We start from the raw sequence: 19,528 nt of genomic DNA, 5'->3' as shown, positions 1-19,528 counted from the left end.
GTCAATGCGGGTTAACCGCTAAGGGCGTTTAGCTGCCCCGGTAGGTTGAATAGGAATACGGGCTGATGAGCAGCGGTAAATGGTAATGCTGCGCCGCATCCTTGATGACAAAATCGATGATCGCCGTGGCGTATAACGTTTCACGATTGTCTGCGGTAAAGTAACCGCCCACGTCGGCATGCAGGCGGTAATGCCCCGCGGGCAGCTCATCCGGCGTTAGCTCACGGGCGCGGCCATCGGCATCGGTGGTGCCTTCGGCTATCGCCCGCCATTGCCCCTGCTGTTCCCGCTCCAGCCAGACTCGCACCTTTGCCGCCGGTTTACCCAGGGAGGTATCCAAAATATGGGTGCTGATATTACTCATCGCTCAGTAACTCCTTAAAACGCAGCATCACGATTTCGCGCAGCTGTTCGGCGGTTTCCTGCCGCTCCTGCTCCACGTCGTTGTTCAAGCGTCGTTCCAGCTCACTCAGAATGGCTCGCCCATCTCGACCGGCGGCACGGATCAAAAACACCTGGCCAAATTGCTGTTCATAACGCCGGTTGCCCACCAGCAGCGCTTGGGCCAATTCCGGATCCCGGTCATTGACCGCCGACTGTTCACGCTTGGAGAACTGCGCCTCTTTCCCCTGGCCTGCGGCACGTTCGCCAATGCGCGGGTGCTGCGCCAATGCCTGGCTGACCTCTTCATGCCGCCAACGCTGCGCCGCCTGCCAGGCCACCGCCAACGCGGCATCGCTGCTGCTGAACGGCCGGGCCGCAATCACTGAAGCTATCCAGCTCGCAATGTTCACGCAGGGCCGCAGCAAACGCTCGGCTTCCGCCACGGGCAATTGATTAAACTGCTGCAGGTTCATCGGTGTTCTCCCAACTGGCCACCGTCTGGCTGTAGGCCTGAATAGCCAGCGCCACGTCGGTCTGGCTTACGGCTTCGGCCGGATGATGGCTGATGCCGCGATCGCAACGGACAAACAGCATGCCCACCGGCCAGCAAGCCGCCACGGCAATCGCGTCATGCCCGGCACCACTGGGCAAAGCCATGCTGCGCCCCTGCACCGCCGCCACGCTCTGCTGCCAACGTTGCTGCAAATCTGCATCACATTCCGTTGCGTTTATGCGATAAAACTCCTCGCTGGCAAAACCTAATCCGCGACGTGCACAGATCTCCTGCGCTCGTTCCAACAGCTGCGTAAGCAATGCCGCCAGCGGGCCATCTTGCGGGCCGCGAACGTCCAGCGACAGTTTCACCTCACCGGGAATGACGTTAACCGCCCCCGGAAGACTTTCGATACAGCCGACAGTCGCCACCAAATGTTCATCGCGGGTACGGGTTATTGCTTCAACCGCCACCATCCACTCCGCCGCGGCCGCCAAGGCGTCTTTGCGTTGCCCCATCGGCACCGTGCCTGCATGGCCTGCCTCGCCGCTAAAGGTGCAATGGAGTCGACGCGCGCCGTTAATCGCCGTCACCACGCCCAGGGCCAGATCGGCGGCCTCCAGACAAGGCCCTTGTTCAATGTGCAATTCCAGATAAGCGCAGATATCACCTGGTGCTCGCCGCGCCTCAACCACCGCCGCCGGATCCAGGCCAAACTCGCGCAACGCCTGCGCCACGCTGATGCCCTCGGCATCAGTCCGCGCCAACCACTCGGCTGGCCACTGGCCGGTAATGCCCCGGCTGCCCAGCAGGGCGACGCTAAATCGCGTCCCTTCTTCATCGGCAAAGCCAATCACTTCAACCGCCACCGGCAGACGCCGCTGCTGCTGATGCAAATGCGCCACCACCTCCAAGGCGGTCAATACGCCGAGCATGCCGTCATAACGGCCGGCATTGCGCACCGTATCCAAATGCGAACCGAGTAACAGCGCGGGCGCACCTGGCGTTTGACCTTCGTAGCGGCCACAAACATTGCCAACGGCGTCCTGCCAGACCCGCATACCGATACTGCGCATCCAGTCGCCTACCAACAGGTTGGCGCGCCGATGCTCCGGCGACAGATAAACCCGCGTCAGTTGGTCTGGCGTAGCGCTGATCGCCGCCAGCGCGTCGCAACGCGCCATCACCCGTGCGGCCGCCTGTTCCGCCTCCTGGACGGTTAACCGCAACGCCATCACCGGCTCCCGTCGTCGTAGGTGTTCCACGCTGCCTGCAGCGCTTCCCCCTGCTTGCTGGCGAAACCCAGACGGTTCAGCACCGCTTCCAGCGCAGTCAAGGTTTGCAGCACACAGTCTTTACGCGCGTTATAGCCCATGGTGCCGATACGCCAAATCTTGCCCTGCAGCGGGCCAAACGAAGTGCCAATCTCGATGGCAAAATCATTGAGCATCATCTGCCTCACCTGCTCGCCATGCACCTGCGGCGGGATCACCACCCCCAACACGTTGTTCATGCGGTTATCGAGATCGCCGAACACCTCAAGCCCCATGCCCTGAATGCCGGCCAGCATCGCCGCGCCGTGCAGCCTGTGGCGAGCGATGGTGTTATCCAGTCCCTCTTCCAGGATCACCCGGGCACATTCGCGCGCGGCGAACAACATGCTGGTGGCTTCGGTGTGGTGATTCAGACGCTCGGGGCCCCAGTAATCCATGATCATGCCGAGATCAAAATAGTTGGAGTAGATCATCTCATCGTCGCCGTCGGCATGGTCGGCAGTGCGGATCCCCTGCTCCACGCACTTGCGACGGCGGACGATCTCTTCGAACTGCGGGCTTAGGGTGACCGGCGAACTGCCGGACGGACCACCCAGACATTTCTGCAGGCCTGCGGATACCGCATCCAGCCCCCAGGCATCGGTTTCCAGCGGGTTACCGGCGAAGGATGCAGTCGCGTCGGTATAAAACAATACGCCGTGGCGGCGGCAGATATCCCCCAGTTGATCCAGCGGCTGCAGCATGGTGGTCGAAGTGTCTCCCTGCACCGTCAACAGCAGACGTGGACGCACCTTCTTGATCGCATCTTCAATCTGATCGGCACTGAACACTTCCCCCCACGGCGCCTCGAGGGTGTGCACTTCGGCACGACAGCGGCGGGCAATTTCACACAGCAAATGGCCAAAACGGCCAAACACCGGCACCAGCACTTTGTCGCCGGGGCGGATGGAGGAGACCAGCATCGCTTCGATGCCCGAACGGGAGGTGCCGTCGATCAGCATCGTCCAGCGGTTTTCGGTACGAAACAGCGCGCGATACAGCTCCATAACCTGATTCATGTAGCCGGTCATTGCCGGATCATACTGCCCAATCAACTGGCTAGACATGGCACGCAGCACGCGCGGATCGGCGTTGATCGGCCCTGGCCCCATCAGCAGACGGGCAGGTGGGTTAATCTGATCGAACTGGGTAATATCCAACATGTTAATTCCTTACCAGCTTAATAACTCAGTAAACTCAGAACTCAGCACGCGCCTCATGGCATATCACGCCTCGGACAGGCCGCGAACTGAAGCAATAAACTGTTTCAATTCCTGCGTTTGCGGATTGGCGAACAGCGTGCGGCTGTCGCCTTGCTCCCACGCTTTGCCCTGGTGCATAAACACCACCCGGTCACCGACCTCACGGGCAAAGTTCATTTCATGGGTCACCAGAATCAGCGTCATACCCTCTTTGGCCAACTGCTCCAGGACTTTCAGCACCTCGCCCACCAGCTCAGGATCCAGCGCCGAGGTAATTTCGTCGCACAGCAACACCTTCGGGTTCATCGCCAGCGCCCGGGCAATCGCCACCCGCTGCTGCTGCCCTCCGGAAAGGTTAGCCGGGGAATAATGCATCCGCTCACCCAGACCAACCTTGTTCAGCATCTCTTCCGCCAGCTCGCGGCATTCCGCCGGGCTTTTCTTCAGCACCCGACGCGGTGCCAACATCACGTTTTCCAACGCGGTCATATGGGGAAATAGATTGAAGTTCTGGAACACCATGCCAATGGAGCGACTGATCTCACGCGCCTGCGAATCACGGTCGGTGATGGTCATGCCACCCAGTTTGATGCTGCCTTCCTGGTACCCCTCGAGCCCGTTGATACAGCGTAACAGGGTGCTCTTGCCCGACCCGCTACGGCCGATAATCGAAATCACCTGGCCCATATCGATATCCAGATCCACGCCCTTCAGCACGTGGTTCTGGCCGTAATATTTTTGAACCTGATTAATTGTGATGAGCGGCATGGAACTTCCTCTCCAGATAATGGCTGTAGCGCGACAGCGGGTAACACATCAGGAAATAGCCCAGCGCGACCAGGCCGAACACTTTAAAGGGTTGATAAGTGACGTTGTTTAACATGGTGCCTGCCTTGGTCAGTTCGACAAAACCAATGATCGACGCCAACGCGGTGCCCTTGATCACCTGAACTGAAAAACCGACGGTCGGCGCAATGGCAATGCGAACCGCCTGTGGCACCACTACCCGCACCAGGGTCTGGCCGAAGCTCAGCCCAAGACAGCGCGACGCTTCCCATTGGCCTTTGGGCAACGCGGCGATGCTGCCGGACCAGATATCCACCAGAAAAGCGCTGGTAAACAGCGTCAGTGCCAGTGCCGCAGCGGCCCAGGGGCTAACATCAATGCCGAACAGCGCCAGCCCAAAGAAGGCCAGGAACAGCTGCATCAGCAGTGGCGTGCCTTGAAACAGCTCTGAATAACAGCGGACAAAACGCAGCGCCCACCGGCGCTTGCTCAGGCGCAGCAATAACAGCGGCAGCGTCACCAGTGTGCCGCCAAAGAACGCCGTCAGCGACAGCAACAGCGTCCAGCGCGCGGCCAGCAGCAGGTTGCGCACAATGTCCCAGTCGGTAAAAGTCAGCATCAGTTCTGGCTCCCTAAAAAGCGGCGGCCGGCGGCCAGCAACAGTTGGCGCATCAGTATCGATAGCAGCAGGTAGAACAACGCCGTCACTAAATACACCTCAAAACTGAGGAAGGTGCGCGACTGGATCAGGTTGGCGGCAAAGGTCAATTCTTCGAACGACACCTGCGACACCACCGACGAGCCCAGCATGACGATAATGCACTGGCTGACCAACGCCGGGTAAATGCGCTGCAGCGAAGGCGGTAACACGATGCGCAAAAATGTCTGGCTGCGGCTAAAGCCCAGCACCCGCCCGGCCTCCCACTGCCCTTTCGGCGTCACCTGAATGCCTGCGCGTATAATTTCGGTGCTGTAGGCGCCCAGATTAATCACCATCGCCAACAGAGCCGCCTGCCCGGCGGTCAGCTTCCACCCCAGGCTCGGCAGACCAAAGACGATGAAGAACAGCTGCACCACGAACGGCGTGTTGCGCACCACCTCGACGTAAATCCCCCAGGCACGGCTAAACAGGTTGGCTTTGCCGCTGCGGATCGCCGCCCCGAAAATCCCCAGCGCAACGCCCATCAGGGTGGCCAGTGCCGTCAACTCAATCGTGGTTAGCAAACCGGCCAACAGCTCCGGCAGATAGGGCCACAGCGCGGGAAAATTTAGCTGATAGGTCATCGGGTGCTCCCATTACGCGCCAAGATGGGCGGGCAGCGGCGCTTTCAGCCATTTTTCCGACAGCCCATTCAGGGTGTTGTCTTTCAGCGCTTGTTCAATCAATTCATCCACTTTGGCTTTCAGCGCCGGTTCGCCCAGACGCAGGCCGACGAAGCATGGCGAATCCTTCAACATAAACTTGGCCACCGGCGCTTTGGTCGGGTTCTGTCGCGCCAGAGCGCTCACCACCAGATTGCCGGTAGCAATGTATTGCACCTGACCGGACAGGTAGGCCGACAGCGTGGTGTTGTTGTCTTCGTAGCGTTTGATCTGCGCGCCCTTCGGCGCAGTGTCGCTCAACACCATGTCTTCTACCGCCCCGCGCGTCACGCCAACGGTCTTGCCTTCCAATTGAGCGGCATCGCTCAACGCGGTGTCTTTAGGGCCAAACACCCCCAGGAAGAACGGCGCATAGGCACGGCTGAAAGCGATAGCCTTTTCGCGTTCAGGGTTTTTGCCCAGGCTGGAAATCACCAAATCCACTTTGTTAGTCTGTAGATAAGGGACGCGGTTGGCACTGGTGACCGGTACCAGCTGCAACTTAAGTTTCATCTTGTCGGCCAGATACTGCGCCATATCGATGTCATAACCCTGCGGCTGCAGATCGGTGCCTACCGAGCCAAACGGCGGGAAGTCTTGCGGTACCGCTACCCGCAACACGCCGCGCTGCTGGATTTCTTGTAGTTGATCCGCCATCACCGACGTGGCCTGCGCCATCAACAGCACCGCCCCTAACGCCGCTATCCCGATTTTCTTGAAGTTCATAGACTATCCCCGATGGTGAAATGATGAAACAAAAGATTCTTTGATTATCACTTTGCAACTAATGTGCCAATCGGAAGCGGCAACCAGCTTAACCTTTGCTGTCTTTGAGTTAGGGGGCTAAGAGGAAACTCCCCTGCCATGACTGTGGCAGGAGGAAGGGATATCACGGAGAAAAATGCGCACCATCAAAGTGCGAAGGCACCAAAATGGCGCGGAAATTAGCGCTGTTCCAACTCATCCAGATCGCCATACAGATCGGCGATCTGATGGATCCGTTGGCGTCCTTGCGTCAGCGTCTCATGCAGCAAGGCATTGCTGAGCAGATTGGCCAGGCTCATGGCGACGGAATAGCTGTCAAAGGCGGAAACGCTATCCAGCGGCGCCGCCAGGTGCCAGTTCGCCAGTGGGATCAGCGACTGCGCCTGCGGTTCGCACACCAGCAGCGTCGGAACCTGCTGAATCTGCAACTGCGTCAGCAAGGCCCGCAACTGACGCGGCCGGCGGCGAAAAGCCACAACTACGGCCACGTCCCCGTGGTCCAAATCGACCAGCTCTTCCGCCAGCGTTTGCCCGGGCTGCGGCATCAATAACACCTGCTCACGTACCTGCATCAGTTGCTGGCGCAGGTGCATGGCAATCGGATAACTGTTGCGAAACCCCATCAGTACCACACGCCGAGCCTGCACCAGGGCGGCGATCACCGCATTGAACTGGCCGGCGTCAATATGGTTCACCCACTGAGTAAGGTTGGCCATTTCCTGCTTGTAGTGCCGCGCCAACAGGGTGTTGCCCTGCACCGCGTCACGATTATCGGTCAGCGGCATACCGCTCTGGCGCAGGGTGCGCAATTCATCACGCATTGCACGGTAGCTTGGGTAGCCCAAGCGTTTGAACAGGCGGCTGACGGTAGCTTTGGATACGCCGCTCAGGCGCGCCAGCTCGGCGCTGTTGTAGCTGATCAGGTCGTCAAAGTGATCGAAAATAAAATCGGCTACCCGCTGTTCCTGCGGCGTAAGCTGCGAATATTCCCCGCGCAGGCGTTCATCGATCTGCTTCATTGCTGCTCCTGCTTGTAACCTTTGTTTCAGCGGAACATAGCACGGCCAATCTACCCGCTGGCAAGCGTTTATTACCGCCGAAGAAAACATGGAACGCCTCTTGCTTGTCTTTGAGACAGAAGCTGACCTCAAACAAGGGCCAAGAAATGATTAACAGTAATACCGCGCCATTGGGCATGGCCGTCACGCCTCACCACCTCGCCAGCGAAAGCGCGCTGGCGATTCTGCGTGAAGGGGGTAACGCCATCGAAGCCATGGTCGCCGCCGCCGCGACTATCGCCGTGGTTTATCCGCACATGAATGGCCTGGGCGGTGACGGTTTTTGGCTGATTGTGCCGCCACAGGGCGATCCGGTGGCGATCGACGCCAGCGGCGCTGCCGGTTCCTTAGCCACGCTGGATTTTTACGCCGGTGAAAGCCACATCCCGCATCGCGGACCCAGGGCGGCGCTGACCGTTGCCGGCACCGTTGGCGGCTGGCGTGAAGCGCTAGACTATTCCGGCGAGCTGGGCGGCGAGCAGCTGCCGCTACCGCGTCTGCTGGCCGATGCCATTCGCTATGCGGCGGACGGCATTCCGGTTACCGCCTCACAGGAGGCCGCCACACGCAGCAAATATCATGAACTGGCGGATGTGGAACATTTTGCCCGCACTTATTTACCGCAGGGGGAAATCCCCCTTGCCGGACAGCGTTTCTGCCAGCCACGGTTAGCGGATACCCTGATTGCCCTGGCCGAAGAGGGGTTGGACAGCTTCTATCGCGGCCGACTGGCGCAAAGCATGGCGGCCGATATGGCCCGGCTGGGCATGCCGCTCACCGCCCAAGATCTGGCGGATTATCGGCCGCGTCGGCGCACACCTTTGCGACTTGAGCATCAGAAAGGTGAAGTCTTCAACCTCACCCCACCGACTCAGGGCCTGGTGTCGCTGGCGATCCTCGGTTTGACCGATCGCCTACCCCTGGCCAGCAAAAGCGAAGGCGCAGTGGTGCATGGCATCGTCGAGGCCACCAAGCTGGCTTTCGGTCTGCGTGACCAATTCATCACCGATCCACGCCAAATGACGCAGGATCCGCAGGCACTCCTGACGACAGAACGCCTGGATACGCTGGCCAAGCATATCGATCCTGAGCATGCCGCGGCCTGGGGCAAAGGCAAGGGGCCGGGCGATACCGTGTGGATGGGCGTGATGGACAGCAGCGGTCTGGCGGTGTCCTTTATCCAAAGCATTTACCACGAATTCGGCAGCGGCGTGGTATTGCCGCAAAGTGGCGTGCTGTGGCAAAACCGCGGAGCGTCCTTCAGCCTGGATGCCGCCCATCTGCTGGCACTGGCGCCAGGCAAACAGCCTTTCCACACTCTGAACCCCGCGGCAGCTCGCCTGTATGACGGACGCACCTTGGTGTATGGCTCCATGGGCGGCGACGGCCAGCCGCAAACCCAGGCGGCGGTGTTTGTTCGCCATGTGGTGCAGGGCCTGCCGCTGCAGCAGGCGATCAGCGCGCCGCGCTGGCTGCTGGGCCGCACCTGGGGTGAAAGCTCTGACTCACTGAAGCTAGAAGGTCGCTTTAGCGCGGAAACCGTCGACTACCTGCGCCAACGGGGCCACGACGTGGAGTTGTTACCGGACTTTAGCGAAGCGGTCGGCCATGCCGGCGCTATTGTTCGCCATACTAACGGCATGCTTGAAGGGGCTTTCGATCCCCGCAGCAACGGCAGTGCCGCCGGCTTCTAGCCGCCATTTATATTGGGGAGAAGTAAAATGAAAAACCAACCTGTCGTCGACTGGGCGGCCTATATCAGCCAAATGGAAGCGATACTGGCGCTGGAAATGGATGACGCGCGCCGTCAGGAACTGCTGACCCAGTTCAATCGCATTGCTGCACTGGCGGAACCCTTGATGGCCTTTCCGCTCGATCCACGCCTGGAGATCGCAGGAGTGTATCGCGCATGAATTCGTTAAGTGCCCTATCGATCGCCGAGATCCGCGCGGCCCTGAAGCAAGGTGCGATTTCTGCACGTGAGATTGCCCAACAGACGTTAGAGAATATTGACGCACGGGATCCGGCGCTGAACGCCTATACCCACATCACGCGCGAACGCATGTTGAGCGAAGCCGATCACCTCGATCGCGCACGTGCCAAAGGTCTTCCATTGCCGAGCCTGGCGGCGATCCCTTACGCGGTAAAAAACCTGTTCGACGTCACCGGCGAAACCACCCTGGCGGGGGCCAGTCTGTTCAGCGATAACCCGCCGGCCAAACAGGACGCCTGGGCGATCGGCAAACTGGCCGGCCAAGGTGCCTTGCTGTCCGGCATGCTGAATATGGACGCCTATGCGTACGGTTTTACCACCGAAAACAGCCACTACGGCGCGACGCGTAACCCGCATGACACCACGCGTATTGCCGGTGGCTCCTCAGGCGGTTCGGCAGCGGCGGTCGCCGCCGGGCTGGTGACATTTTCCCTCGGCAGCGACACCAATGGGTCAATACGCGTACCCGCGTCACTGTGCGGCATCTTTGGGCTGAAGCCAACCTTTGGCCGTCTGTCGCGCAGCGGTAGTCAGCCATTCGTCGCCAGTCTGGATCATCTCGGCCCCTTTGCCCGCCGGGTGCGAGATCTGGCAACGGTGTATGACGTGATGCAGGGCACGGATATTGAAGACCGTTTTCAGGCGGATAAACCGGTCACGCAAACCGAATCGCTGTTGCCCCGTGGCCAACAAGGCCTGCGCTGCGCGGTGCTGGGCGGGTATTTTCAGCAATGGTGCAACGATGATGCTAAAACCGCTGTAAGACAGGCTGCGCAGGCACTGGAGGCCGTGGCTGAAGTTGAATTTCCGCAGGCCGAATTGGCCCGGTCGGCAGCGTTCATCATCAGCGCCGCCGAGGGGGGCAATCAGTATCTGCCGCTGTTGCGCAGCCAGCCAAACCGCTTTGAGCCGCTGTCGCGTGAACGCCTGCTGGCCGGTGCCATGCTGCCCTCCGCCTGGTATGTGCAGGCGCAGCGCTTTCGTACCCATTTTCAGCAACAGGTGCTGCCGCTGTTCGAACGCTGGGACATCCTCATCGCCCCCGCAACGCCCTGCAGCGCCACGCCGATCGGCCAGGAAACCATGCATATCAACGGCACGGATCTGCCGATCCGCGCCAGTATGGGCATGCTGACGCAGCCGGTCTCTTTCCTCGGCCTGCCGGTAGTGACGGTGCCGCTGAAAACCGACTCTGGCCTGCCGATAGGCCTGCAGCTGATTGCCCCCCCCTGGCGAGAGGATCTGGCACTGCGTGCCGCCTATGCGCTGGAACAACGTGGCGTGGCAAGATGTGTTTTACCGGGAAAACAGGACTAAATGATGAAAAGTGAGTATATCGATCGTCCGGCGGTGCTGGCAGAGGTGAACGCCGCCTTTTACCGTTACGAACAGGCGCTGATCGGCAATGATATTGAGGTGCTGGATGAGTTGTTTTGGCACGATGGTCGTACCGTCCGTTACGGCGCGACGGAGAATTTGTACGGCATCGATCAGATCCGTGACTTCCGCCAACAGCGTCCTTCCAAAGGGTTGGATCGCCTATTGGAGAACACCGTTATCACCACCTACGGTGACGATATGGCCGTCGCCAGTACCGAATTCCGCCGCCCCGGCAGCGAAAGCGTTGGCCGCCAGATGCAAACCTGGGTCAAATTGCCCTGCGGTTGGCGCATCGTCGCCGCGCACGTGAGCTTGATGGCTTAAGGCAAACCCGGCGCACAAAAAATGGATAGTCTGGCATGTTGAGCCTTATAGTCGTCAGAGGTATTACCTTTAGCTAACTGAGGCTACTTATGACTACGGCTACATCGATAAAAATTGATGATGAGCTCAAGCAACGGGTGCAACAAATCGCGGCCACGCGTCAGCGAAGTGCGCACTGGATTATGCGCGAGGCTATCCGTGAATACGTCGAGCGAGAAGAAAAGCGCGAAGCGCTGCGCAAAAGGCCGTGGCATCCATTCGTAGCAGCATCAATATCCTGGCCCATCATCCTCAGGCCGGTCGGCCCATTGAAGATATGGAAATTGAATTTAGGGAATGGCCGAACGATTTCGGCAACAGCGGCTATATTGCCCTGTATCATTTTGATGGCAGCACCGCTGTACTGCTGGCAGTGCGCTATCAAAGTGAAGCCGGTTACTGACCGGGTCCCTCAACACCAGTACGCCATAAAGTTAACGGTGGAGCGATCGAGATCGCGTTCGCCAATCAGATAACGGCGTAGCGCCTTCACCGCGGAAGACTCTGCCGCAACCCAGGCGTAGAAGCTTTTCGCCCCTTCGGCTCGTTCCCACAGCAGATCGCCGCCCAAACTGTTTTCCGCCAGCGACTGCGCTTGCGTCCGCGCCGATTCGGGAATATTTACCCGTTGGCGCACCGACTCCACCAGCAGCGTACCGTGCATCTGCTGATGCCCGACGTCACGCGGCAGCCAATAGACCTCGGCGAATGGGAAGCGCTCCATGTTCAGGCAGTCGCCCGCCACAGGAACCTCGAAGAAAGCCTGTACCCGCGGCGGATTGGCCCGCTGCGCCAGCTGTTCCAGAATGCCTACCGCCGCCGGTACCGCCGTCTCGTCGGCGATCAACAGCGCCTGCTGCAGCTCGCTCGGGGGAACCCATTCGTAACCGCCGCTGTCACCGTCAAAATCGGCATTGGGGGCTACGGTTTGAATAACATCCCCCGGTTTGGCATGGGTCGCCCACGCCGAGGCCGGGCCGTTCACGCCATGCAGCACAAACTCGACGTCCATTTGATTCTGTTCGGCACGCAGCGCCCGCAGCGTATAGGTGCGCATCACCGGGCGTTGATCTTTCGGTATCGCCATATAGTCGCGATACCAGTCGTCGCTGTTTTCCAGACGCAGGATCTGCCCCTCTTCGGCCGGGAACAACAGTTTGATGCGCTGATCCGGCGCCTCCAGCTTCATGCGATGGACATCCGGCCCCTCGAAAACGCAACGCAGCAAGGAAGGTGATACGTTTTCTTTTATTTTCAGTGTGATATCAAAAATTCTGTAGCTTGATGCGCCGGACATACTTGTTACTCTCCCGCAGAATTTGCACTGATGCGGTGCTGGCGCCACAGCCAGCCGCTGATGCCCCCCAGCAGAACCGCCATCGTCAAAGCCGCCGCAATCAGCTGCGACTCACCATAAAATTTGGCCACCACCGGCACCATCAATGCGCTCAGGCCGTAACCCAGCGTATGGCTGGTAGCAATGGCCCCCGACCCTTTGCCGGTAGACAATTTCTCGTTCAACATCAGTTGATAACCCGGCGTCGCCATGGCTGCGCCAAAAGAGGCCAGTGCGCAACCAACATAGAATAGCGCCAAAGGCTGAGCGCACATCAGGCCCAGTCCCACTATCATCAGCACGGCGGCAATCAGCAGCAGCTGCGACGCGCTAAAACGCTGCGGGCGCACCACCAGAAACTGAGCCAACAGCGTACAGGCCGCCGCCACGCTCAGCAACACCGCAACGTGATGACTGACGGTGGTGGCGGAATGACTGAATAAACCGGTCAAATGCGGTGCCAATCCCAATTGCATCAAGCTGACCGACGCGGCCAGCAACAGTGCGCACAGCAGGTAAGGCACCATATTGAGGCGAAGTCGGTTTTGCTGATGGGCAACCGGCGGCAGCGGTGGATCGTTATGCTGGCGGCACACTACCAATAGGGCGATCAATGGCGCAAGCGCCATCAACCACAGCGGCGCCATCGGATGAATCGACAACGCCAGCGCGGCGCACAGCGGCCCCAACAGTCGCCCGCAGCTCAGCCCGGAACTGATGGTCGCCAGCGCCGACATACGCTGTTCATAGCCGGCACGCTGTAGCGCCCAGGTCTGGCTCGCTGGCACCATGCCGGACACCGTCAGCCCGTAGATAATGCGTGCCGCAATCAGGCCGCCCAACCCCAGCGTCGATGAAAGCCAGCCAGCCGCCAACCCCCAAACCGCCAGTGCCAGTAAAGCAAAACTGAACAAATACCCTGCTAACGCCATGGTTACTACGAACTTGCAGCCGCGAATTTCAGACTGCCTGCCCCACCAGGGTGACCCCACCAAAAACAGCATCGAGCCGAGCGTCAATAGCCCGGCCCAGACTGAAAGCGACAGCTGGGTCATGCTGACCAGCACCGGCAACGCCACCAGCAGGCCGTTTTGCCCGATACCCAGCAGCCCGGCGCACAACGCCAGCGGCCAGTTGGAAGGAGACGTATTCGCTATTGGCGGTGATTTAGGGGGAGATGAAATATGCATCAAACGTAAATTTACCGTTAATAAAATTATAAGGTTATGTTCAATTCATTGAAAAATTGTATCATACGACGATTGATAACAATAAATATTATTGATATAAGAATCATTCTCAATTGATTCAATAGTGAAATGGGATCATGACAATCCAGTTTGAAACCGCGACGACCGACGTGGCTGCGCAATGTTTTCTCAACGCGTTGATGCGTGAAACCCGGGACTGGCAAATCGTTCCGGCGGCCAACAACCAACAGTATCCGCAGCTTCATATTCCACTTTCGCCTTCTCAGGCTATCCGCATCACTTTACGTCACACCTCCCCCACCCAACATCACCAGTATCTGTTCCCTGCCCGCTTGCATCAGCAAGACGACGGCGCTGGTGTTGCGCTGAGCGTGGAGCAACTGGTGACCCTGTTGCTGGAAAAACCGTCGGTGAAGGGGGAACTGCCGGATGAGGTCGTTACCCGTTTCCGCCAGCGCGTACTGGAGAGTCATGACAATACCCAACAGGCGATCGCGGTTCGCCTGGACTGGCCGACGCTGCGCGACAAGCCGCTCAACTTCGCTCAGGCGGAACAGGGGCTGTTGGTAGGCCACGCCTTCCACCCGGCGCCTAAATCCCATGAACCTTTCGACGAACAGCAGGCGCGCCGTTACCTGCCAGATTTTGGCGCCCGTTTCCCGCTGCGCTGGTTTGCCGTCGATAAAAATCACCTGTGCGGCGACAGCCTGAACCTGACGTTGCAGCAGCGCCTGCAGCGTTTTGCCGCCGAAAGCGCACCGCAACTGCTGGCGCATTTTACCGATGACGTCTGGCTGTTGCCGATGCATCCGTGGCAGGCCGACCATTTGCTGACGCAGACCTGGTGCCAGGAACTGGTGACCCAGGGATTGCTCAGCGATCTGGGCGAAGCCGGCGAGCGCTGGCTGCCAACCAGCTCTTCCCGCTCGCTGTACAGCGCCAGCAATCGCGACATGATTAAATTCTCCCTCAGCGTGCGCCTGACCAACTCGGTGCGTACCCTGTCGGTAAAAGAAGTGAAGCGCGGCATCCGTTTGGCTCGTTTGGCGCAAACGCCACGTTGGCAGCAACTGCAGGCACGTTATCCCACCTTCCGCGTGATGCAGGAAGACGGCTGGGCCGGGCTGCGTTCTGCGGACGGGACGATTCAGGAAGAAAGCCTGATGGCACTGCGCGATAACCTGCTGTTTGAGCAGCCGGAAAGCCAGACCAATGTGCTGGTGACCCTGACCCAGGCCGCACCGGACGGCGGCGACAGCCTGCTGGCGGCGGCGGTGCGTCGTTTAGCCGCCCGACTGAATCTGCCGGTGCAACAGGCCGCTCATACCTGGCTGGATGCTTACTGCCAACACGTCTTACTGCCGCTGTTCAGCACCGAAGCCGATTACGGGCTGGTGCTGCTGGCCCACCAACAAAATATTCTGGTGGAAATGCAGCAGGATCTGCCGATCGGCATGCTGTATCGCGACTGTCAGGGCAGCGGCTTTACCCGCGATGCCGGGCCGTGGTTAGAAGAAATTGGCGAGGCCGAGGCGGAAAACCGCTTCAGCGAACAGCAGTTACTGCGTTACTTCCCTTACTACCTGCTGGTGAACTCCAGCCTGGCGGTCACTGCGGCGTTAGCCGCGGCCGGCTTCGACACTGAAGAACAGCTGATGGCCCGGGTGCGCGATGCGCTGAGTGGTCTGCGTGCCAACGCCAAAAACACCCTGTGTCTGGACTACGTCCTCGACAGCAGCCACTGGAACTGCAAAGGCAACTTCTTCTGTTATCTGCATGACCACAACGAAAACACCATCGTCGATCCGGCGGTGATTTATTTCGACTTCGTCAACCCGCTGCGCCAGGGAGCCGCTCAATGATGCCGCAAGCCAAACTGACGCATGCCGGCAACGGTTTTTGCTGCGAGCAGATGGGAAAGGCGCTGCAACTCAGTCTGGGCCTGGACGGTAGCGCGGTGTTGCACTATCCGGGGCCACTGCCGCAGGACTGGCTGGTGCAGGCGCTGGACCAGTTGCTGGTGGCGGCACCGCAGCTCAGCGGTGTCACCTTGCCCTATGCGCAATGGTGCGAAGAACCGCAGGCACAGGCGCTGTTCGCGTTAGCCAGCAGTGACTATCTGGCGCGCGAAACCTTTTATCAGTTACCGCTGTGGCTCGGTGCCGAACGCCACTCCGCGTCCGGGAAAATGCAGTATGACGCCGAGCGTAGCCTGTGGTTCCCACAGCGACCCGCTCGCCCCAGCGGCGAGGTGTATCGTCGTTACGATCCGCAGCTCAAGCGAACCCTGAGCTTCCGCCTGCCGGAAGTGGCACACGACGCCGAGCAGTTCACCCGCTGGATGAATTCACCGCGCGTGGATGCCTTCTGGGAAATGAGTGGCCCGCTCGAAACCCAGGCCGCCTACCTGCAGCGTCAGTTGGACTCCAGCTACTGCTATCCGTTGCTGGGGTGCTTTGACGATCGCCCGTTCGGCTATTTCGAAGTCTATTGGGCTCCGGAAGATCGCATCGGCCGCCACTACCGTTGGCAGCCGTTCGACCGCGGGCTGCACATGCTGGTCGGTGAAGAAGACTGCCGCGGCGCGCAATACATCCGCAGTTGGCTACGCGGCCTGACGCATTATCTGTATCTGGATGAACCGCGCACCACGCGCGTGGTCGCCGAACCGCGCGCGGATAACCAGCGACTGTTCCGTCACCTGCCGACAGCCGGCTACCACACAGTCAAAGAGTTCGATTTCCCGCATAAGCGCTCGCGTTTGATCATGAATCAGCGTGATGAATTCTTCCGGGGGCTTCAGTATGAACACCGTAGATTACGCCGACTGGCAGCGCGTAAACCGCCAGATGATCGCCAAGATCCTCGCAGAGCTGGAATATGAACGCACGCTGCAGGCCGAACAATACGGCGAACAATGGCGCATTCTGCTGGGCGACGCTCAGTATAGCTTCAGCGCCGAACGCGGTATTTGGGGTTGGCTGCACATCGATCCGGCAACGCTGGCCTGCGATCAATCGCCGTTAGCCGCCGACCAAACGCTGCGCCAACTGGCTCAGGTGTTGAAAATGGACGATGCGCAGGTCGCCGAGCATCTGGAGGATTTGTACGCCACGCTGCGCGGCGATATGCAGTTGCTGTCCGCCCGTCACGGCATGAGCGCACAGGATTTGATTGCCCTGGATGCTGACGCGCTGCAGTGCCTGTTGGCCGGACACCCCAAGTTTATCTTCAATAAAGGTCGTCGTGGCTGGGGCCTGGCCGCGCTGCATCAGTACGCGCCCGAATACCAGGGGCAGTTCCAACTGCACTGGGTGGCGGCTAAACGCGGCAGCTTTGTCTGGTGCGCCGACGAAGAGTATTCACTGGATAACCTGCTTAACAGCGCGATGGACAGTGCCGAACGCCAACGCTTCGACCGCCGCTGGCGCGAGCTGAAACTGACCCATGACTGGATCCCGGTCCCGCTGCACCCCTGGCAGTGGCAGCAAAAGATCGCTTTGCACTTCCTGCCGCAGTTGGCCGAAGGGGATCTAGTGGAACTGGGTGAATTCGGCGACAGCTATCTGGCGCAGCAATCGTTACGCACGCTGACCAACATCAGCCGCCGTTCCGCTTTCGACATCAAGCTACCGCTGACCATTTACAACACCTCGTGCTATCGCGGCATTCCGGGCAAGTACATCAGCGCCGGGCCGGCCGCTTCCCGTTGGCTGCAGCAGATTTTTACCGAGGACGATACGCTGAGCGCCAGCGGTGCCGAGATCCTCGGCGAGCCGGCGGCAGGCTATATGACCCACCCGACCTACGCCTCTTTAGCCAAAGCACCTTATCGCTACCAGGAAATGCTGGGGGTGATCTGGCGTGAGAATCCCTCTTGCTACCTGCAGGAAGGCGAACAGGCCATCTTGATGGCGACGCTGATGGAAACCGACAACCACGGCCAGCCGCTGATTGCCGCCTATATCGCCCGTTCCGGCCTGAGCGCTGAAGCCTGGCTGCAGCAGATGTTCAGGGTGGTGGTGGTGCCGATGTACCACCTGATGTGCCGCTACGGCGTAGCGCTGATCGCCCATGGGCAAAACATCACGCTGGTGATGAAAGATCATGTGCCGCAGCGCGTGCTGTTGAAAGACTTCCAGGGCGATATGCGTCTGGTGGATCAGGACTTCCCCGAGGCAGCATCACTGCCGAAAGTGGTGAGAGACGTCACCGTGCGCCTGTCCGCCGACTATTTGATCCATGATTTGCAAACCGGGCATTTCGTCACCGTGCTGCGCTTTATCTCGCCGCTGATGAAGGCCTGTGGGGTCAGTGAAACCCGCTTCTATCAACTGCTGGCACAGGTGCTGAAAGGCTATATGGCACAGCATCCGGACATGGCGGAACGCTTTGCGTTGTTTGATCTTTTCAAACCACAAATTATTCGCGTGGTGCTCAACCCGGTAAAACTCACCTACTCAGAGCAGGATGGCGGTAGCCGCATGTTGCCAAACTATCTGCAGGATCTGGATAACCCTCTTTACTTGGTCACCAAGGAGTTTGCCCAATGAATCAGCCCCTGGATTTCATCGGCATTGGTATCGGCCCGTTCAACCTCAGCATTGCCGCACTCGGCAGTGAAGTTGCCGGTTTTAACAGTAAATTCCTCGAACGCAAGCCGCACTTTTCCTGGCATCCCGGCATGATGGTGCCGGATTGCCATATGCAGACCAGCTTCCTGAAAGATCTGGTCAGCGCGGTATCGCCAACCAATCCCTACAGCTTTCTTAACTACCTGGTGAAAAGGAAGAAGTTTTATCGATTCCTGACCACCGAGCTGCGTACGGTGTCGCGCGAAGAGTTCGCCGACTACCTCGACTGGGCCGCCAACGGGCTGAAGTCGCTGGAGTTCAGTCAGGATATTCAGAGCGTCGATTTTGACGACCAGCAGCGCCAATTCATCGTCACTACCCAGCGTGCGACTTACCGGGCGCGCCACGTCTGCCTGGGCATAGGCAAACGCATCAAACTGCCGGACTGCGTTACCGAACAAAACGATCGCTGCTTCCATGCCAGCGAAATGACGATGCGCAACCCGAACCTGGCCGGAAAACGCGTCACCATCGTCGGTGGCGGTCAGAGCGGTGCAGACCTGTTCCTGAACATCTTCCGCGCCGAATGGGGGCAGCCAGCGCAACTGAATTGGATCTCGCGTCGCAATAACTATAACGCGCTGGATGAAGCCGCCTTCGCCAACGAGTACTTCACGCCGGACTACGTTGACAGCTTCTATGGCCTGAACGACGGTGCCAAGCAGCGCATGCTGACCGAGCAGAAGATGACCTCTGACGGCATCACCAGCGATTCGCTGCTGGCTATTTACCGCGCGATGTATCACCAGTTTGAAGTGTTGCGCGAAAAGCCCTGGGCGCACCTGCTGCCAAGCCGCTCGCTGGCGGCAATCCAGGCCGCAGGCGATGGCTGGCAGTTGGTTACCCATCACCATCTTGATCAGGGTAAAGAAACCTTCGACACCGACGTGGTGATTTTCGCCACCGGCTATCAGCAGGATCGCCCGGCGTTCCTCGAACCGCTGGCCGATCGCCTGCTGACCACCGCCGATGACCAGTTCCGCGTAGCCCCCGACTTCAGCCTGGAGTGGGAAGGCCCCAAGGAAAACTGCCTGTTTGCCGTTAATGCCGGCATGCACAGCCACGGCATCGCCGAACCCCAGCTCAGCCTGATGGCCTGGCGTTCGGCACGCATTCTCAACCGGGCTTTAGGACGCGACCAGTTCGATTTAACGTCCACCCCGGCGGTGATCCAATGGCGTAGTCGGCAGCCGGGTATTCCGTCCCGCGCCGAGCACGTCATGCTCAATTACACCGAGTTTTAACTAC

19 protein-coding genes and 2 pseudogenes are annotated in these 19,528 nt (G+C 59.3%); 10 read left to right on the top strand and 11 right to left on the bottom strand.

Annotated features, from left to right (window positions below):
* Positions 1-28 precede the first annotated feature (28 nt).
* From uraH to EBA31_RS03440, 9 genes are all read right to left on the bottom strand, one after another.
* Positions 29-364, bottom strand: a complete 336-nt coding sequence (uraH, locus tag EBA31_RS03480; protein WP_046374433.1) for a hydroxyisourate hydrolase — start codon at positions 362-364, stop codon at positions 29-31.
* On the bottom strand, positions 357-857 hold the full coding sequence (gene uraD, locus EBA31_RS03475; RefSeq protein ID WP_020825353.1) for a 2-oxo-4-hydroxy-4-carboxy-5-ureidoimidazoline decarboxylase: 501 nt from the start codon (positions 855-857) through the stop codon (positions 357-359). Before uraD ends, uraH begins: the two co-directional genes overlap by 8 nt.
* Positions 838-2,112, bottom strand: coding sequence for an allantoate amidohydrolase (gene hpxK / locus EBA31_RS03470; RefSeq protein WP_122077378.1), 1,275 nt, complete (start codon positions 2,110-2,112; stop codon positions 838-840). Before hpxK ends, uraD begins: the two co-directional genes overlap by 20 nt.
* Positions 2,112-3,353 carry an alanine--glyoxylate aminotransferase family protein gene (locus EBA31_RS03465; RefSeq protein WP_046374436.1) on the bottom strand — a complete coding sequence of 414 codons (1,242 nt, stop codon included), beginning with the start codon at positions 3,351-3,353 and terminating at the stop codon, positions 2,112-2,114. Before EBA31_RS03465 ends, hpxK begins: the two co-directional genes overlap by 1 nt.
* A gap of 63 nt (positions 3,354-3,416) precedes the next feature.
* Positions 3,417-4,160 (bottom strand): amino acid ABC transporter ATP-binding protein, encoded by a 744-nt coding sequence (locus EBA31_RS03460; protein ID WP_122077376.1) that lies wholly within the window; start codon positions 4,158-4,160, stop codon positions 3,417-3,419.
* Positions 4,141-4,797 (bottom strand): amino acid ABC transporter permease, encoded by a 657-nt coding sequence (locus EBA31_RS03455; RefSeq protein WP_046374437.1) that lies wholly within the window; start codon positions 4,795-4,797, stop codon positions 4,141-4,143. Before EBA31_RS03455 ends, EBA31_RS03460 begins: the two co-directional genes overlap by 20 nt.
* Positions 4,797-5,462: an amino acid ABC transporter permease gene (locus tag EBA31_RS03450; RefSeq protein ID WP_020825348.1), complete on the bottom strand. Its 666-nt coding sequence runs from the start codon at positions 5,460-5,462 to the stop codon at positions 4,797-4,799. Before EBA31_RS03450 ends, EBA31_RS03455 begins: the two co-directional genes overlap by 1 nt.
* Before the next feature lie 12 nt (positions 5,463-5,474).
* Positions 5,475-6,266 carry a transporter substrate-binding domain-containing protein gene (locus EBA31_RS03445; protein WP_020825347.1) on the bottom strand — a complete coding sequence of 264 codons (792 nt, stop codon included), beginning with the start codon at positions 6,264-6,266 and terminating at the stop codon, positions 5,475-5,477.
* A gap of 218 nt (positions 6,267-6,484) precedes the next feature.
* Positions 6,485-7,324 carry a MurR/RpiR family transcriptional regulator gene (locus EBA31_RS03440; RefSeq protein WP_048759736.1) on the bottom strand — a complete coding sequence of 280 codons (840 nt, stop codon included), beginning with the start codon at positions 7,322-7,324 and terminating at the stop codon, positions 6,485-6,487.
* Positions 7,325-7,470: 146 nt separating this feature from the next.
* On the opposite strand from EBA31_RS03440, the gene EBA31_RS03435 reads away from it, so the two are divergent.
* From EBA31_RS03435 to EBA31_RS03410, 6 genes and pseudogenes are all read left to right on the top strand, one after another.
* Positions 7,471-9,057 (top strand): gamma-glutamyltransferase family protein, encoded by a 1,587-nt coding sequence (locus EBA31_RS03435; protein WP_122077374.1) that lies wholly within the window; start codon positions 7,471-7,473, stop codon positions 9,055-9,057.
* A 27-nt stretch (positions 9,058-9,084) separates the two neighbouring features.
* Entirely contained in the window at positions 9,085-9,276 is a 192-nt protein-coding gene (hpxX, locus tag EBA31_RS03430) for an oxalurate catabolism protein HpxX (RefSeq protein WP_115059989.1), read from the top strand.
* The gene (locus tag EBA31_RS03425) at positions 9,273-10,673 is read left to right on the top strand and encodes an AtzE family amidohydrolase (protein WP_020825343.1); all 1,401 of its coding nucleotides are present in this window, start codon (positions 9,273-9,275) and stop codon (positions 10,671-10,673) included. The genes hpxX and EBA31_RS03425 overlap by 4 nt, the downstream gene beginning before the upstream one ends.
* A 3-nt stretch (positions 10,674-10,676) precedes the next feature.
* Positions 10,677-11,060, top strand: a complete 384-nt coding sequence (hpxZ, locus tag EBA31_RS03420) for an oxalurate catabolism protein HpxZ (RefSeq protein ID WP_041415223.1) — start codon at positions 10,677-10,679, stop codon at positions 11,058-11,060.
* A gap of 89 nt (positions 11,061-11,149) precedes the next feature.
* Positions 11,150-11,320: pseudogene (locus tag EBA31_RS03415) on the top strand (CopG family ribbon-helix-helix protein); the annotation flags it as partial.
* The gene (locus tag EBA31_RS03410; RefSeq protein WP_238387424.1) at positions 11,308-11,502 is read left to right on the top strand and encodes a type II toxin-antitoxin system RelE/ParE family toxin; all 195 of its coding nucleotides are present in this window, start codon (positions 11,308-11,310) and stop codon (positions 11,500-11,502) included. The pseudogene EBA31_RS03415 and the gene EBA31_RS03410, both read left to right, overlap by 13 nt.
* A gap of 9 nt (positions 11,503-11,511) precedes the next feature.
* Here EBA31_RS03410 and EBA31_RS03405 read toward each other — a convergent pair whose 3' ends face one another.
* Both EBA31_RS03405 and EBA31_RS03400 read right to left on the bottom strand, forming a co-directional pair.
* Positions 11,512-12,396 carry a siderophore-interacting protein gene (locus EBA31_RS03405; RefSeq protein WP_122077370.1) on the bottom strand — a complete coding sequence of 295 codons (885 nt, stop codon included), beginning with the start codon at positions 12,394-12,396 and terminating at the stop codon, positions 11,512-11,514.
* 5 nt (positions 12,397-12,401) lie between these two features.
* Positions 12,402-13,625, bottom strand: a complete 1,224-nt coding sequence (locus EBA31_RS03400; RefSeq protein ID WP_115059997.1) for an MFS transporter — start codon at positions 13,623-13,625, stop codon at positions 12,402-12,404.
* Positions 13,626-13,762: 137 nt separating this feature from the next.
* Between EBA31_RS03400 and EBA31_RS03395 the strand changes: the two genes are divergently transcribed.
* The 4 genes and pseudogenes from EBA31_RS03395 (at position 13,763) to EBA31_RS03380 (ending at position 19,524) form a co-directional block, all read left to right on the top strand.
* Positions 13,763-15,508: an IucA/IucC family siderophore biosynthesis protein gene (locus EBA31_RS03395; RefSeq protein ID WP_116691239.1), complete on the top strand. Its 1,746-nt coding sequence runs from the start codon at positions 13,763-13,765 to the stop codon at positions 15,506-15,508.
* Positions 15,505-16,440: pseudogene (locus EBA31_RS03390) on the top strand (GNAT family N-acetyltransferase); the annotation flags it as partial. The gene EBA31_RS03395 and the pseudogene EBA31_RS03390, both read left to right, overlap by 4 nt.
* A gap of 10 nt (positions 16,441-16,450) precedes the next feature.
* Positions 16,451-18,199, top strand: a complete 1,749-nt coding sequence (gene iucC, locus EBA31_RS03385) for an IucA/IucC family siderophore biosynthesis protein (RefSeq protein ID WP_122077368.1) — start codon at positions 16,451-16,453, stop codon at positions 18,197-18,199.
* Positions 18,196-19,524, top strand: a complete 1,329-nt coding sequence (locus EBA31_RS03380; RefSeq protein WP_122077366.1) for a lysine N(6)-hydroxylase/L-ornithine N(5)-oxygenase family protein — start codon at positions 18,196-18,198, stop codon at positions 19,522-19,524. The genes iucC and EBA31_RS03380 overlap by 4 nt, the downstream gene beginning before the upstream one ends.
* The last annotated feature ends 4 nt before the right edge of the window (positions 19,525-19,528 follow it).

This window comes from Serratia sp. P2ACOL2 (genome assembly GCF_003691565.1).
In the GTDB taxonomy this organism is placed as follows: Bacteria; Pseudomonadota; Gammaproteobacteria; order Enterobacterales; family Enterobacteriaceae; genus Serratia; species Serratia liquefaciens.
Note: the sequence above shows the minus strand (reverse complement) of the source record. Positions and strands in the feature narration are given on the sequence as shown.